General features: G+C 59.6%; 13 protein-coding genes. 5 read left to right on the top strand and 8 right to left on the bottom strand.

The features are described from left to right. Window positions 1-2 precede the first annotated feature (2 nt). Window positions 3-707, bottom strand: coding sequence for a zinc transporter (locus MWU38_RS00065; protein WP_247269790.1), 705 nt, complete (start codon window positions 705-707; stop codon window positions 3-5). A gap of 122 nt (window positions 708-829) precedes the next feature. Between MWU38_RS00065 and gyrB the strand changes: the two genes are divergently transcribed. Genes gyrB through MWU38_RS00050 form a run of 3 tightly spaced genes read left to right on the top strand, consistent with a single transcriptional unit; the run spans window position 830 to window position 5,414 of the window. Next, the gene (gene gyrB, locus MWU38_RS00060) at window positions 830-3,376 is read left to right on the top strand and encodes a DNA topoisomerase (ATP-hydrolyzing) subunit B (RefSeq protein WP_247269789.1); all 2,547 of its coding nucleotides are present in this window, start codon (window positions 830-832) and stop codon (window positions 3,374-3,376) included. 46 nt (window positions 3,377-3,422) lie between these two features. Beyond that, complete coding sequence (locus tag MWU38_RS00055; RefSeq protein WP_247269788.1) at window positions 3,423-4,622, top strand: AI-2E family transporter; 1,200 nt, start codon at window positions 3,423-3,425, stop codon at window positions 4,620-4,622. 3 nt (window positions 4,623-4,625) lie between these two features. After that, window positions 4,626-5,414, top strand: coding sequence for a M50 family metallopeptidase (locus MWU38_RS00050; protein WP_247269787.1), 789 nt, complete (start codon window positions 4,626-4,628; stop codon window positions 5,412-5,414). A 24-nt stretch (window positions 5,415-5,438) separates the two neighbouring features. Here MWU38_RS00050 and MWU38_RS00045 read toward each other — a convergent pair whose 3' ends face one another. The 6 genes from MWU38_RS00045 to MWU38_RS00020 all read right to left on the bottom strand — a co-directional run bounded on the left by MWU38_RS00045 (window position 5,439) and on the right by MWU38_RS00020 (window position 10,660). After that, window positions 5,439-6,080, bottom strand: coding sequence for a hypothetical protein (locus MWU38_RS00045; RefSeq protein WP_247269786.1), 642 nt, complete (start codon window positions 6,078-6,080; stop codon window positions 5,439-5,441). A gap of 156 nt (window positions 6,081-6,236) precedes the next feature. Beyond that, window positions 6,237-6,866, bottom strand: coding sequence for a lysophospholipid acyltransferase family protein (locus MWU38_RS00040; protein WP_247269785.1), 630 nt, complete (start codon window positions 6,864-6,866; stop codon window positions 6,237-6,239). Between the two features lie 64 nt (window positions 6,867-6,930). Further along, on the bottom strand, window positions 6,931-7,575 hold the full coding sequence (locus MWU38_RS00035; protein ID WP_247269784.1) for a hypothetical protein: 645 nt from the start codon (window positions 7,573-7,575) through the stop codon (window positions 6,931-6,933). Further along, window positions 7,575-9,182: a carboxyl transferase domain-containing protein gene (locus MWU38_RS00030; RefSeq protein ID WP_247269783.1), complete on the bottom strand. Its 1,608-nt coding sequence runs from the start codon at window positions 9,180-9,182 to the stop codon at window positions 7,575-7,577. The genes MWU38_RS00035 and MWU38_RS00030 overlap by 1 nt, the downstream gene beginning before the upstream one ends. A 9-nt stretch (window positions 9,183-9,191) precedes the next feature. Continuing rightward, window positions 9,192-9,494, bottom strand: coding sequence for an alkylphosphonate utilization protein (locus MWU38_RS00025; RefSeq protein ID WP_247269782.1), 303 nt, complete (start codon window positions 9,492-9,494; stop codon window positions 9,192-9,194). Beyond that, window positions 9,491-10,660, bottom strand: coding sequence for an isovaleryl-CoA dehydrogenase (locus MWU38_RS00020; RefSeq protein WP_247269781.1), 1,170 nt, complete (start codon window positions 10,658-10,660; stop codon window positions 9,491-9,493). Before MWU38_RS00020 ends, MWU38_RS00025 begins: the two co-directional genes overlap by 4 nt. Window positions 10,661-10,793: 133 nt before the next feature. On the opposite strand from MWU38_RS00020, the gene MWU38_RS00015 reads away from it, so the two are divergent. Then, on the top strand, window positions 10,794-11,582 hold the full coding sequence (locus MWU38_RS00015) for an ATP-binding cassette domain-containing protein (protein WP_247269780.1): 789 nt from the start codon (window positions 10,794-10,796) through the stop codon (window positions 11,580-11,582). Further along, window positions 11,579-13,117, top strand: coding sequence for an ABC transporter permease/substrate-binding protein (locus tag MWU38_RS00010; RefSeq protein WP_247269779.1), 1,539 nt, complete (start codon window positions 11,579-11,581; stop codon window positions 13,115-13,117). Before MWU38_RS00015 ends, MWU38_RS00010 begins: the two co-directional genes overlap by 4 nt. On the opposite strand, the gene MWU38_RS14965 is transcribed toward MWU38_RS00010, so the two are convergent. Next, window positions 13,114-14,936, bottom strand: a 1,823-nt coding sequence (locus MWU38_RS14965) for an SAM-dependent methyltransferase (RefSeq protein WP_348646850.1), incomplete at its 5' end; no start/stop codon positions are given. The genes MWU38_RS00010 and MWU38_RS14965 overlap by 4 nt on opposite strands.

The following is a 14,936-nucleotide window of genomic DNA, read 5'->3' as shown; positions in this document are numbered from 1 at the left end:
ATCTAGCCCCCGCCAAGAGAGCCGAGCGAAAACGCGAGGATCACGCCGATCGCTGTCGCAATACCGGCCCATTGGCTGTCTTCGCGATAGGCCTTTGGGAACACCTCTGTCGCAAGGCTGGCCACGACCGCTCCGGCAGCGAAAGAGCGGATAAGCGCAAGCGTGCCTTCGCCTGCTGTATCGAGCAGCACATTACCTGTAACCGCTGCGACGGAGAGGATTGCGGCCGTGACCGCCCAGATCCCCACGATGCGGCGCTTGCTCCATCCGCTGTCGCGCATATCGCGCGCACCGCCAGCGGCTTCGGGAAGGTTCGAGAGCAGGATCGAACCTGCAAGCGCTGCGACTTCCATCGGTCCTGCGGCGATGAGAGCTACGCCCAGAGCAAGATTTTCCGGGATGCCGTCAAGCGTAATCGCGGCAAGCAGGCCGCCTCCTGAATCCTCGCCTATCGTGTTCGCGATCAATTGGTCGACAAGCACGAACACCAACGCGCCTGCGCCTACCCCTGCCATGGCGTGCAGGACCGAGCTTTGTTCGATAGCAGGTTCGATCAGTTCGGTGGTGACCGACAACAGCAGCGCGCCGCCCGCAATGGCGACGAGGAACCCCTCCATTTTATCACCCAGCCGCCCGTACACGCCCCATAAGGCGCCGATAATCAAGGCCCCGCTGACGACTGCGATCACTATAAAAACCATGGTCATCGCACGATAATGCGCGAGGGCCCGTCAGCGTTCCACGTTGGCGATGCTCTACGCGGTGGAAAAGCACGGCTCCCGCACCGTCACAGCTTGGGTTTTTGCGCCCAAATGCCTATATATTCGGCATGGAAGACACTTCTAACAACGAACCGCAAACCCGATCCGCCCCTGAGAAACAAAAGGGCGAATATGGCGCTGATTCCATTAAGGTTTTGAAAGGCCTCGATGCGGTGCGCAAACGGCCGGGCATGTATATCGGCGACACCGATGATGGTTCGGGCCTGCATCACATGGTGTTCGAGGTGTCGGATAACGCCATCGACGAAGCGCTCGCGGGGCATTGCGACCTTGTTCTGATCGAACTGAACCCCGATGGCAGCGTCTCTGTCGAAGACAACGGCCGCGGCATTCCGGTGGGCATGCACAAGGAAGAAGGCGTCTCCGCTGCCGAAGTTATCATGACGCAGCTTCACGCGGGCGGTAAGTTTGAGAACACTTCCGACGACAACGCCTACAAGGTCTCCGGCGGCCTTCACGGTGTGGGTGTTTCGGTGGTGAACGCCCTTTCCGAATGGCTTGAACTCAAAATCTGGCGCGAGGGCAAAGAGCACTGGATGCGCTTTGAGCATGGCGACGCGGTGAACAGCCTCGAAGTCAAAGGCGATGCGCCAAAGGTAGAGCAGAACCCCGACGATAATGGCTTTAAGAAAGGCACGCGCGTCACCTTCCACCACTCAAACGACACGTTTAAGAACGTCACCGAATACGATTTCGACAAGCTTGAGCACCGCTACCGCGAACTTGCCTTTCTCAATTCAGGTGTGCGCATTCTCTTACGCGATAAACGCCATGAAGAACCGATTGAGCACGACCTGTTCTACGAGGGTGGGATTGCGGCCTTCGTCAAATATCTCGACCGCAATAAGGATGCTTTGATCTCTGAGCCTATCTCTGTCTCGGCGGAGAAAGAGGGGATTGGCATCGACGTCGCTCTGGAGTGGAACGACAGCTATTACGAAAACGTCCTGTGCTTTACCAATAACATCCCGCAGCGCGACGGCGGCACGCACCTGGCGGCTTTCCGGGCGGCTCTGACGCGGACGCTCAATGGCTATGCCGACCGCGAGGGGCTCTTGAAGAAAGAGAAAGTCTCGCTTTCAGGCGAAGACATGCGCGAAGGGCTGACCGCGATTGTCAGCGTGAAACTGCCCGACCCCAAATTCTCCTCTCAGACCAAGGACAAGCTCGTCTCATCCGAGGTGCGACAGCCTCTGGAATCGCTGATGAGCGAAAAGATGACCGAGTGGCTGGAGGAAAACCCAGCCGACGCAAAGGCGATCATCCAGAAGATCATCGACGCGGCCGCTGCTCGCGAGGCGGCAAAACGCGCCCGCGAAATGAGCCGTAAAGGCGCGATGAGCGTCGCGAGCCTGCCCGGCAAACTCTCGGACTGCCGCGAGCGCGATGCGACCAAGGCCGAAATCTTCCTCGTCGAGGGTGATTCGGCAGGTGGCTCAGCCAAGGGTGGACGCGACAGCCAGTATCAGGCGATCCTTCCGCTCAAGGGTAAAATCCTGAACGTCGAGCGCGCGCGTTTCGACCGGATCATTTCCTCGAAAGAGGTCGGCACTCTCATCCAGGCGATGGGCACCGGCATTCGCGATGAGTTTAACCTTGAAAAGCTGCGCTATCACAAGATCGTGATCATGACCGACGCCGACGTCGACGGGGCGCACATTCGCACGCTGTTGCTCACCTTCTTCCATCGCCAGATGCCTGAAATCATCAAGGCCGGACACCTCTACATCGCCCAACCGCCACTCTTCAAAGTCGCCAAGGGCAAGAGCGAGGTTTATCTCAAAGACGAAGGCGCGCTCGACCGCTATCTGGTCGATGCAGGGCTACAGGGTCGCATTCTCGAAACCTCTGGTGGCGCACGTTCGGGCGAAGACCTGCGCGCGCTGGTCGACGGGGCGCTGCGTTTCAAGAACATGATCGCATTTGTCCCGCGCCGTTATGACAGCGGCATCATCGAGCAGATGGCCCTGTCCGGCGCGCTTGAGCCGGGATTGTCCGATGCCGATCAGTTCAAGGCGCTCGAAGAAACCGCCAGAAAGCTCGAATCGGGCGATCAGGACGCGAAATGGAGCGTGCGCGTGCTTGAAAGCGGCACCGTTCAATTTTCGCGTCTGTGGCGCGGCGTCACCGATGTGCACGAAATCGAAGGCCGCTTCCTTACCTCGACCGAGGCGCACAAACTCCACTCCATCGCCGCTGATCAGGCCGATGCCTATGGCGCACCGGTACGCTTTACAAAGGCAGGCGAGGAAAGCGAGCCGGAGCCGGCTGCCGAAGGCGATGAGGATGCAGGCGATGATACCGCCACCCTTGCCGAAGGCGCGATCACACGGCCCAGCCAATTGCTCGAAGCCGTCCTTGCAGCAGGGCGCAAAGGCCTCTCGATCAGCCGCTACAAGGGTCTGGGCGAGATGAACCCCGAACAGCTTTGGGAAACCACGCTCGACCCGGAAAACCGCATCCTCTTGCAGGTGAAGGTCGAGGACGCCGATGTGACCGACGAGATTTTCACCCGACTGATGGGCGATGTGGTCGAACCGCGCCGCGAGTTCATTCAGGATAATGCCTTGAGTGTCGCCAATCTGGACGTGTAATTCAGCCTCTTGATGTTTGGGGCATTTGCTCCGACATCAAGGGAATATGTCAGAAGCTGAACCCAACGACACGACCGCGCTCGAACATTGGAGCTTTCTCCTTATTCTGGCGGCGGTTTCCATACTGCTCGTCTGGGTAACGTGGCCCTTTCTTGGCCCGCTCATGTGGGCAACCCTGGCCGCGATCATGTTTCAGCCGCTGTACAAGTGGTCGCTCAAAAAAACGCGCGGGCGGCGCAATCTGGCGGCGGTCCTCTCGCTTGTGGTGATCTTCGTCGCAGTGCTTTTGCCTGCGGCGTGGCTGGGCTCGGTTGTCGTTAGTGAAACGATCAATCTCATCAACGAATTGCAAGCCAACCCCATCGACATCAGAGCATGGGTGGACGAAGTTTACGCCATGCTCCCCGAACCGGTTCAGCGTTTTGCGGCCGACAACGGGTTTTCCGATTTTTCCGCCATGCAGGACCGGCTGGAGGAATTGCTGGGTGAGAGCGCCGGGCTGATCGCAAGCGAGGCGATTTCCATCGGTAGCGGCGCGCTCGGCTTCTTTTTGAGCTTCGCCATCGGGCTTTATGTCCTGTTCTTCCTTCTGCGCGATGGTTCGCGCATCGGTGAAACACTGGTCCATTCCGCCCCGCTGGAGCGCGAAATTGCCGAGAGGCTGGCCGAACGGTTCCTCGGTATCGTGCGCGCCGTCATCAAGGGATCGGGCGTTGTCGGCGTCGTTCAGGGCACGATCGGCGGCATTGTTCTTGCCATTGCCGGCGTTCCCTCTTCGCTGCTGCTTGGCGTGATGATGGCGATCCTTGCGTTGATCCCGGCGGTCGGTACCGCGCTTGTCTGGATACCCGCCGGCATCTGGCTGATCGTGATCGGAGAGGTGTGGCAGGGTGTGTTCGTGCTGGGGGCTGGCGCGATCATCATTTCAAGTGTCGATAATGTCCTTCGCCCAATCCTCGTGGGCCGCGACACCGGCATCCCCGACTGGATCATATTGGTGACAACCCTTGGCGGTATTTCGCTTGCCGGGTTCTCGGGCATTGTGCTTGGCCCGCTGGTCGCAGGGATGTTCCTTGCCAGCTGGTCCATCCTGCAAGAACAACGCGCCGAAGACGAAGAGGCGTTGGAACGCTATCGCATGCGCGTGGGCGTTGATGGCCGCGCGCGCAGTGATGAAGAGATGGAGCAGATCGAGCGTCTGTCCGACAATGACCCTGCAACACCTGCGCAAACGCAGGACGCCTGAACGATGCGTCCGATGGTCACACCGGGTAGTCAGGCAGAGGAAGTGGGCCGCCTTATTCTGGCAGGTTTTATCGTCATCGCGTTGCCATCACTGCCGTTTGGCAATTACCTCGTTTACCCCTTCACCATCCTCACCACCTGGTTTCACGAGATGGGGCATGGCCTCACTGCGCGTGTCATGGGGCAGGATTTCGTGCGGCTCCAGATATTCGCCAATGGCTCCGGCCTTGCGGAAAGCCAGGTTGTGAGCGACGCATCGGCACTGCTTCGTGCCAGTATCGCTGCCGGAGGGCCGCTTGCCCCGACATTCGTTGGCGCAGGACTGATCCTCGCAAGCGCGCATCCCAAATTGTGGCGCCCGGCGCTTTGGGGGCTGTCGGCTGCGATCTTTGCCTCGGTGATCCTCTATGTGCGCTCAACCACCGGCTTTGCAGTGTTGCCGCTCATTGCCCTGACGCTGGCGCTGATCGCGTGGAAAGCATCGGGCGGGGTCAATCGCTTTACCCTGCAATTCCTCGGACTTCTGGGCGCGATGAGCATGCTCAATGACTACAAGTATTTCTTCACCGAAAGCGTGGTGATCGACGGGCGGCCCATGCTCTCGGACACTGGCCAGATCGAAGCCGCGCTGTGGCTGCCGCACTGGGTGTGGGCTGCGCTCATCCTGCTGACATCGGCGGGCATGGTGGGGGCGAGCCTGAAATACGCGCTCAATGACAAACGCCGCTTGGCACAGCGGCCTTCGCGTCCTGCCAATGTGCTGCAATTCAAGCGGACAGATCGCAAGCGTTAAGCCCCGCGCACGGGTCCAAGCCTTTTACGAGGCAGCAACCCGGATCATGTTGACGCCCTTCGCCTCGTCGCCCGCTTCACCCGAAAGCCCGATGAAGATCGTATCGACAATGCGCGCGAGCTTTTCCTCGCTGAGCTTCTCACCAAGGTAGATAAGCGAATCGGGAATGGTGTAATTGGACACCATCTGATTGATCAGGGACAGCGTTTCATCAATCGAAAGCCCGGCGAAATATCCTTCGGCCTGCGCCTGAACGATAACCTCGCTCAAATAGTGGTCGGCAAGGTCGACGTAGGAACGCACCTTTTCGAAATTGGCAGCGCCCATCTCGCATAGCATGGTGAAGTTTTCAGGATCATCGCGCCAGCGTTGACGCGATATCACGAAACGCTTGCGGAAGAATTCATACATCTTGCGCGTCGGCGGAAGATCGGTGGCAAGCACCTCTTCCATGACTTTCATATGCGGGGCGAGCCAGATCGCGGCGACCGCATCGAACAGGTCATCATAGTCTGCAAACACCCATTCAAACCGGCTGCGCGACAGGCCGCTTTCGGTGTGCGCAACAGCATAGGAGATCTCGCACCCCCGCTGCTTGACGAGGTCAAGCACCAGTGCCGCGATGCGATCGCGTTCCTTCTGGCGGGTTTCTTCGGTCATAGGCATGACTGGGGGATGTCTCCTGACTGGAGACGTAGATAGGGAAGCTGTGCGAAGGCTTAAAGGCATAATATCACAAATCTGGTAGGGTGCCGCGCGGGGGCAGCGCGGGTTGTTTGGTAAAAGCTGCAGGGGCAGCCCTTGTTCCGGCCCGCTTGGGGATCAGAACTCGTTTTTGCCCGCGATAATGTCTTTGGCCTGCTGTTCCAGCACCTTATACCGCTCAAGATCGGGGATTTTGGAGCGGAACCATTCCGCGATTTTGAGGAGGTCTTCGCCGTAATTGCCCGTTGGCATGATCGGCTGGCTGAACCCGATGGTGCGCTTGTCATTGTCGGCATAGGCCAAAACGATAGGGACACCTGCCGCCTTGGCGATGTTGTAAAAGCCCGATTTCCACTTGCCATCCGAGCTGCGGGTCCCTTCGGCGGCGATGACAAGGTTCAATTCAGCGCGGCGTGCGAATTCCTCTTTCATCTGTTGGATGGTCCCGCCCGGCTTGCTGCGATCAACCGAGATGCCGCCCATATCGAGCATGAAATTGCGCATCGCACCTTTGAACAGCGTGTGCTTTCCCATGAAGTTGGGCTGCACTTTCTCTTCCTTGGTCGCGCCTGCGAAGAACACAAAGTCCCAGTTCGAGGTGTGCGGCGCGCCAGCTATGACGCATTTCTTCACCTCGGTGGGAAAGCGCTCGACGATCCGCCAGCCCTTGAGCCAGTAGAAAAACAGGATGATCCGGTTCACCACGCGCGAGAGCAGCGTGACATTGCGGGTTTCGTTATGTTTCAAGCGTTGATCTCACTTCTCTCTCGCCGACCTGCCTAGCAGTTACGTTGCGGAAAGCGAGAAGGATTTAGTCGGTGGTCGAGCCAGAGATTACGATCATCCTTCCAATCGAAGGCTGAAAGATTGTGAACAGGTAAACACCCCACCAATCCATTCCCGCCTCGAAATAGCTGTCGACTTCTGACAAGTCCGCACCGCTCCAATCATAGATATATATCTTCTCGCTCGGTGGGAGGATAACGCCTGTTGACTCTCTGAATAGCCGCTGTGCCTTGGCTCGGCCTCCAAAGAGCGAATACGGAGGCTGCGAGAAAGCAAAAGCGTACTCGCCCGCGTCATGGAAGTCAGGTATGCTACTTGCCCGTGACCTGATACGCTTGATACGCGCGTCATCGTATCGAAGGTTCTCGACCTCACCTACATCCTGCACATAACCCGAACCGCGCTGAATAAGACTTAGATCTCTAGGATTGCACCATTGTCCCAAGAATTGACTGCGGTCGAGCTTGCGCTCAGCCAGCAATTCTAGAGCTTCTGCATTTTCTTTCGGTAAATGCCATTCGCGCGGCTCATTGGCGTCTGCCAAGTGCGCATCAATCGCCAAAAGACGAGAGCTCCGATTAGGCCCTGCGCTGTCGAAGAAGGAATATTTGAGTACAACTCCAATCTTCTTAAGCTCGCAAAAAATCTTTGGCGTAGGAATTCGTCGCATCACATCCTGAACACACCGAACTGAGGCCGCTCGGCAATCGGAGCCTCCAGTGTCGCCGCGAACGCCAGCCCGAGCACATCGCGCGTCTGCACCGGATCAATCACACCGTCATCCCACAGCCTTGCGGTGGCGTAATAGGGATTGCCCTCGTCCTCGTACTTCTGGCGGATCGGGGCTTTGAAGGCCTCGGCCTCTTCCTCGCTCCATTTGTCGGCGTCGCGGTGGACGGTGGCTAGCACGGATGCCGCTTGCTCTCCGCCCATTACCGAAATGCGCGCATTGGGCCAGGTGAAGAGGAAGCGCGGGGAGTAGGCTCTGCCTGCCATTCCGTAATTGCCTGCGCCAAAGCTGCCGCCGATGACCACGGTGATCTTGGGCACGGTCGCGGTCGCAACGGCTGTCACGAGCTTTGCGCCATGCTTGGCGATGCCTTCCGCCTCATATTTGCCGCCGACCATGAAGCCGCTGATGTTCTGGAGGAACAGAAGCGGGATGCGCCGCTGGCAGGCAAGCTCGATAAAGTGCGCGCCTTTCTGCGCGCTTTCGGAAAACAGCACGCCATTGTTGGCGATGATGCCCACCGGCATCCCCCAAATATGCGCAAAACCGCACACCAGCGTCGAGCCATAGTGCGCCTTGAACTCGTGGAACTCTGACCCGTCCACCAGCCGCGCAATCACTTCTTTCACATCGTAAGGCGCACGCACATCGTCGGGCACGATGGAATAAAGATCGTCCGCGTCAAACTTGGGCGGGCGCGGGTCTTTCAAGGCGATGTCTTTGGCCGCACCCGTGTTCGCGCCGAGCTGTGAGACGATATCGCGCACGATGGTGAGTGCGTGTTCGTCATTCTCGGCCAAGTGATCGACAACGCCCGACTTCTTGGCATGCAGGTCGCCGCCGCCAAGGTCCTCGGCGCTGATCTCCTCCCCCGTCGCCGCCTTCACCAGCGGGGGCCCAGCGAGGAAGATCGTGCCTTGATTGCGGACAATCACCGTCTCATCTGACATGGCCGGGACATAGGCCCCGCCCGCGGTGCAAGAGCCCATCACGCAGGCAATCTGCGGGATGCCAGCGGCGGACATATTCGCCTGATTGAAGAAGATGCGCCCGAAGTGATCGCGGTCGGGAAAGACCTCGGCCTGATGCGGCAGGTTCGCGCCCCCGCTATCGACGAGGTAGATGCACGGCAGGCGGTTCTCCATCGCGATCTCTTGCGCGCGAAGGTGCTTCTTCACCGTCAGCGGGTAGTAAGTGCCGCCCTTCACCGTTGCATCATTGCACACGATCATCACTTGGCGACCCGAAACGCGCCCGATCCCGCAGATGATCGAGGCGGCGTTCACATCGCCCTCATACATCCCGTTTGCGGCAAGCTGACCGATCTCGAGGAAGGGCGAACCCGGATCGAGCAGCCGCTCCACCCGCTCACGCGGCAACAGTTTCCCGCGCGACACATGGCGCTCGCGGCTACGCTCCGGCCCGCCGAGCGATGCCTTGGCGACGGCCTCGCGCAGGTCAGTGGCAAGAGCTTTGTTGTGTTCGGCGCGCGCTTTCGCATCAGGCGCTTCATTGTCGAGCTTGGTGGTGAGTACAGGTGCAGTCATTGTCGGACCCTATCGCTTTTTCACGAATTCGGCACGCAGGACGAGGCCCTTGATACCTGGATGTTTGCAGTCGATTTCCTGCGTGTCACCGGTCAGCCGGATCGATTTAATCAGTGTGCCTCGCTTCAACGTTTTCCCTGCGCCTTTGACTTCAAGATCCTTGATCAGAGTCACTTGATCCCCGTCGGCCAACAGATTGCCCACCGCATCGCGCACCTCGACGGTGTTTTCAGCAGCCTCGCGCGCGGCGAGTTCGCTGGCGGGGATCCACTCGCCGCTCACTTCGTCATAGACGAAATCTTCGTCGCTCATCCACCAGCCCCGATCAGCTCGCGCCCGATCAGCATCCGGCGGATTTCATTTGTGCCGGCACCGATATCGAGCAGCTTCGCATCGCGCATGTAACGCTCGACCGGCCAATCGGTGGTGTAGCCTGCGCCGCCAAGGGCCTGCACCGCTTCGGCTGCGACCTTGAACGAGTTTTCGCTCGCATAAAGGATCGCGCCGGCTGCATCGAAGCGGGTGGTCTGGTTCGCATCGCACGCCTTGGCGACGGCATAGACATAAGCCCGTGCGGTCTGGAGCGCGACATACATATCGGCGATCTTGCCCTGCATCAGCTGGAACGAGCCGATGGGTTTGCCGAATTGCTTGCGCTCGCGAACATAAGGGATGACCGTGTCGAGGCAGGCCTGCATGATGCCGATCGAAAGCCCGGCGAGAACAACGCGCTCATAGTCGAGACCGCTCATCAAAACGCCCACCCCGCCGTTCAAGGGCCCCATGATATTCTCTTCGGGCACTTCGCAATTGTCGAAGACGAGCTCTGCGGTGGGAGAGCCGCGCATTCCGACTTTCTCGATTCTTTGACCGATGGAAAAACCGGGCATGCCTTTTTCAATGAGGAACGCCGTGATCCCGCGCGAGCCCGCCGCGCCGTCGGTCTTGGCGTAAACCACAAGCGTGTCCGCCTCGCTCGCATTGGTGATCCAGAATTTGGTGCCGTTGAGCACATAACCGCCCTGAACCGCGTCGGCCTTCAGCTTCATCGAAACCACGTCCGAGCCCGCGCCCGCTTCCGACATGGCGAGGCTGCCCACATGCTCGCCGCTGATGAGTTTGGGGAGGTACTTTGCCTTCTGCTCTGGATTGGCCCAGCGGCGGATCTGGTTGATGCAAAGGTTGGAGTGCGCGCCATAGGAAAGTGACAGGGACGCGCTCGCCCGCGCGACTTCCTCAACCGCGATCACATGCTCGATATAGCCAAGGCCAAGCCCGCCGTCTTCCTCGTCCACGGTGATCCCGTGCATCCCCAGATCGCCCATCGCGCGCCAGACTTCCTCGCGCGGGAAATAGTCTTCGCGGTCGATCTTGTCGCCCAAGGGCATGAGTTGTTCATCGACGAAACGCCCGACACTTGTCCGGATCATTTCGGCAGATTCGCCCAGCTGGAAATCGAAATCAGGGGTGGCTCGCATCAGTGCTCTCTCACAAACTCGTGTTCAATTATTGCGCGTCTTAGCAATTATCTTGGGTCACGCCAATGTTGCTATAGCACCGCGATGCGGGCACTACAGAGGCTTAATGCTCAAGGGGCGGCAATTACCAATCATGTCTGCACACGATGAAAGCGCTGGCGGTGCGCTTATCCGGTTTGAAAATGCACAGCGCCGCTATGGCGAGGTTGTGGCCGTGGGCGGGGTAACGCTGGATATCGCGGCGGGCAGTTTTGTGGCGCTTGTCGGCTCGTCGGGTTCGGGCAAATCGACGCTGCTTAAAATGGTCAACACTCTGGTCGAGCCCACCGGGGGCCGCGTCCTGTTTGCAGGCGATGATGTGACCACCGTGCCCCAGGCGCAATTGCGCCGCCGCGTGGGATATGTGTTCCAGGGGATCGGGCTTTTCCCGCATTACACGGTTGCCGAAAACATCGCGATGGGGCCGCGGCTGGCGGGCGAAAAACTGGGAGAAGAGCGCATCGCCGAATTGCTCGAACTGGTCGAACTTGAGAGCGATATGGCAAGCCGTATGCCCGACGAATTGTCCGGCGGTCAGCGTCAGCGGGTCGGCGTTGCGCGGGCGCTTGCCAATGACCCTGAAATTCTCATCATGGACGAACCTTTCGGCGCGCTCGACCCGATTACGCGCGATGCACTGGGCGAGAAGGTGCGCGAACTTCACGTAAAGCTTGGCCTCACCACGGTCATGGTGACGCACGATATGGCCGAGGCGCTGTTGCTCGCCGACCGCGTGCTGGTGATGAGCGCAGGCGAGGTTGTCGCAGATGAAAGCCCGCGCGCGCTTCTGGGCGGCGCTGGCGGAGAGGTGGCGCAAAGCCTCGTCGCGGTGCCGCGCGAACAGGCGGAAAGATTGGCACATATGGAGGATAACACTCCATGAGCGAGATTTTCGACATAATGCTGGGGCTGGGCGACAAATTTGCCGCCCATATCGTGCTCGCCGCGTCGGCCATCGGGCTTGGCATTCTGGTGGCGCTGCCGCTGGCGATCTGGGCGAGCCGTTCGCCAACGGTTGCGCGCATCACTCTTGGTTTTGCTAGCCTTGTGCAGACCATTCCGGCGCTGGCTTTGCTCGCGCTGTTTTTCCCGATCCTGCTGTCCTTGCGCGCCGTATTCGGAGAGGATTTGCCGACGCTGGGCTTTCTGCCGGCGCTGCTGGCACTGGCGCTCTACGCGCTGCTTCCGATTTTAAGGAACGCTGTCACCGCGCAGGCCAATCTCGACCCGCAATTGCTGGAAGCGGCGGATGGTGTGGGCATGACCGGCTGGCAGAAACTGCGCCTTGTCGAAGCGCCCTTGTCCGCGCCTTTCATCATGGCGGGCATCCGCACGGCGAGCGTTTGGACCATCGGCGCGGCAACGCTTTCGACCACGATCGGCCAGCCGGGATTGGGCGACCCGATTTTCGCAGGTTTGCAAACGCAAAACTGGGCACTGGTGGTGGCAGGCTGCCTCGCCAGCGCAGGGCTCGCATTGGCCGCCGATGCGCTGCTTGGCATGGTCGAGCGCGGACTTGCCAACCGCCAGAAATGGCAGTGGGCCGCAGGTCTTCTGGGCGTGGCGCTTGGCCTTGGCGCGGCGCTTTATGCGCAAGGCGGGGGCGAGGACGAGGACACGATCATCATCGCCTCGAAACAGTTTTCCGAAAACCTGATCCTCTCGCGCCTTATCGGATCGCAGTTGGAAGAGGCAGGCTATAGCGTTGCCTATCGCGACGGGCTGGGTTCAGCCGTGGTGCACAGCGCGGTCGCCTCATCCAGCGTCGATATATCGGTCGATTACACCGGCACGATCTGGACCAACGAGATGAAGCGCACCGACAACCCGGGGCGCGAGGCGATGTATGAAACCATCGTCCAATGGGAGCGCGAAAACACCGGCATCGGTATCCTGGGTCGTCTGGGCTTTGAAAACGCATACGCCTTTGCGATGCGTGCCGATCGGGCGGCGCAGCTGGGGGCGACAACCCTTGAAGATATCGTGCCGATTGCGCCTCAACTGACCTTTGGCGGAGACCCTGAATTCTTCGAACGGCCCGAATGGAAGGCGGTGCGCGATGCCTATGGTTTGCGAGTGGGCGAGACACGCAATTTCTCGCCGACTTTCATGTATAATGCGCTCAAATCCGGCGAGGCCGATGCGATAAGTGCCTATACCTCCGACGGGCGGCTTGCGGTGGATCGTTTCGTCATCCTCGAGGACCCGCGCGAAGCTTTGCCGAGCTATGATGCGATGGTGATGCTTTCGCCGCGCATTAAAGATGACGCGGCGTTGATCGAGGCGCTCACGCCGCTGGTGGGCGCGATCCCGGTGGAACTGATGCGCGAGGCGAATTATTCGGTCGACCGCGAGGACGAGGAAAAAGTCACTCCCGATGTGGCGGCCGAGCGGTTGGCGGAGAAGATCGGGCTCTAGCTGAACCCGACGCCATCGGGCCAGCGGCGGCCGCAAATTCCCATCACCTTGAACAAGGTTCCCATTTGCCCGTCGTCGACAAGCCGGTCGTATTGGCGTTTGAGCACAGCCTTTTGCGATGGGTTTTTCATCTGCAGCGCCTCGAGCCGCAGGTCGATGCCCATAGCGCGCAGCCAGTCGCCCTGCATCTCGACACCCATGAGGTCGGCGCCATTGGCCTTGGCGACATGACCCAGCATTTCGAAATCGACATGCGTGGTGAGGTCGGCCTGGCCGGGGTGGGCGAACACGTCGACTTTCTTGTGGTCCTTCAACGCTTGCAAGGTGGATCCCGAACGCAGCTCGAACGGGCCATAGTCGATGATGAGCGCAGCGCCGCCCTGATTTTTGAGCCTCGTCGCGATCTCCTCCATCAATGCAGAGGCGGCCGCGCTCGTCTCGATCATCGTGCCCTGACTTGCGCTTTTCCAGCTTCTGGGGACGATCGTATCCATCGGTTTGTCGCCTGCGACGAAGACAAATTCGTCGTTCTCGCCAAGCCCGATCATGCGTTCATGCCAGCCATTGGCCGAGCGGATGAGCTGGTGCACGGGAAGCGCATCGAAAAACTCGTTGCCCACAATCAACAGCGGGGCATCGTCCGGCAGGGTTGAAAGGTCATCGTGGTGGATGACATCGGGGAAGGCGTCGCGCTGGAGTTTGCGCAAGGCGGGCGAGGTTTCGACCATGTGGAGCACGGGCGCAAAGTCATAGCGCGCTGCGGCTCGCAAAGCGTCTTTCGATAACGTGCCGCGGCCCGGCCCAAGCTCGACAAAGTGGATGTGCTTCCTCGCGCCCATTTTAACCCACAGGTCGGCAAACCACAGGCCGATAAGCTCGCCGAACATCTGGCTTACCTCGGGCGCGGTGATGAAGTCGCCTTCCTCGCCCAGAGGATCGCGGCTGGTGTAATAGCGCGCGTTGCTTTCGGCCATGTAGTGCGCGAGGCTGATCGGGCCGGTTTCGCGGATGAGGCGACGGAAAGTGTCGCCAAGGTTTGCAGCCTTTTTGGCCGCCTCGGCGAGGCTTTTGGCTTCGGCTTCCTTGGCCTTGGCTTCCTTGGCCTTTCTGGCAGCTTCTGCTTCTGCTTCTGCCTTTTCCTTCGCCTTTTTCTCGGCGAGCGCCTTTTTTCTGGCCTGCTCTTTCGCCTTGCGCTCCGCCTCGGCTTTTTCCCTGGCCTTGCGCTCCGCCTCGGCAGCGGCCTTCTTCTCGGCTTCGGCTTTTGCCTTGGCCTCTGCCTCAGCTTTAGCTTTCGCCGCAGCCTCTGCCTTGGCTTTCTTCTCTGCCTCCTTGCGCGCGCGTTCTTCCGCTTCCCGCTTCGCTTTGGCTTCCGCTTCCCGCTTCGCTTTGGCTTCGGCTTCCCGCTTCGCTTTTGCTTCGGCCTCTGCCTTAGCCTTGGCTTCCGCTTCGCGCTTGGCTTTCTCTTCGGCTTCCTTCTTCGCCTTGGCCTCCGCTTCGCGTTTTGCCTTGGCCTCAGCCTCTGCTTTGGCTTTCGCCTCCCCTTCCTTCCTGGCTTTCGCTTCAGCCTCGCGTTTCGCTTTTGCCTCAGCCTCTGCTTTGGCCTTCGCCTCGGCGGCCGCTTTGCGCTCCGCTTCCCGCTTCGCTTTTTCTTCAGCAGCCGCTTTTGCGCGCGCCTCTGCCTCTGCCTTGGCTTTGCGCTTGGCTTCTTCGCGAGCGTGTTCTCGGGCCTTTTGCTCAGCTTCGCGGCGGGCCTTTGCCTCAGCTTCGCGTTTCGCCTTGGCCTCCGCTTCTGCCTTGGCCTCCGCTTCTGCCTTGGCCT

It is taken from the genome of Qipengyuania sp. S6317L1, assembly GCF_023015615.1.
Taxonomy (GTDB): domain Bacteria; phylum Pseudomonadota; class Alphaproteobacteria; order Sphingomonadales; family Sphingomonadaceae; genus Erythrobacter.
The sequence above is the reverse complement of the archived record's forward strand: the minus strand, read 5'-3'. Positions and strand labels throughout refer to the sequence as shown.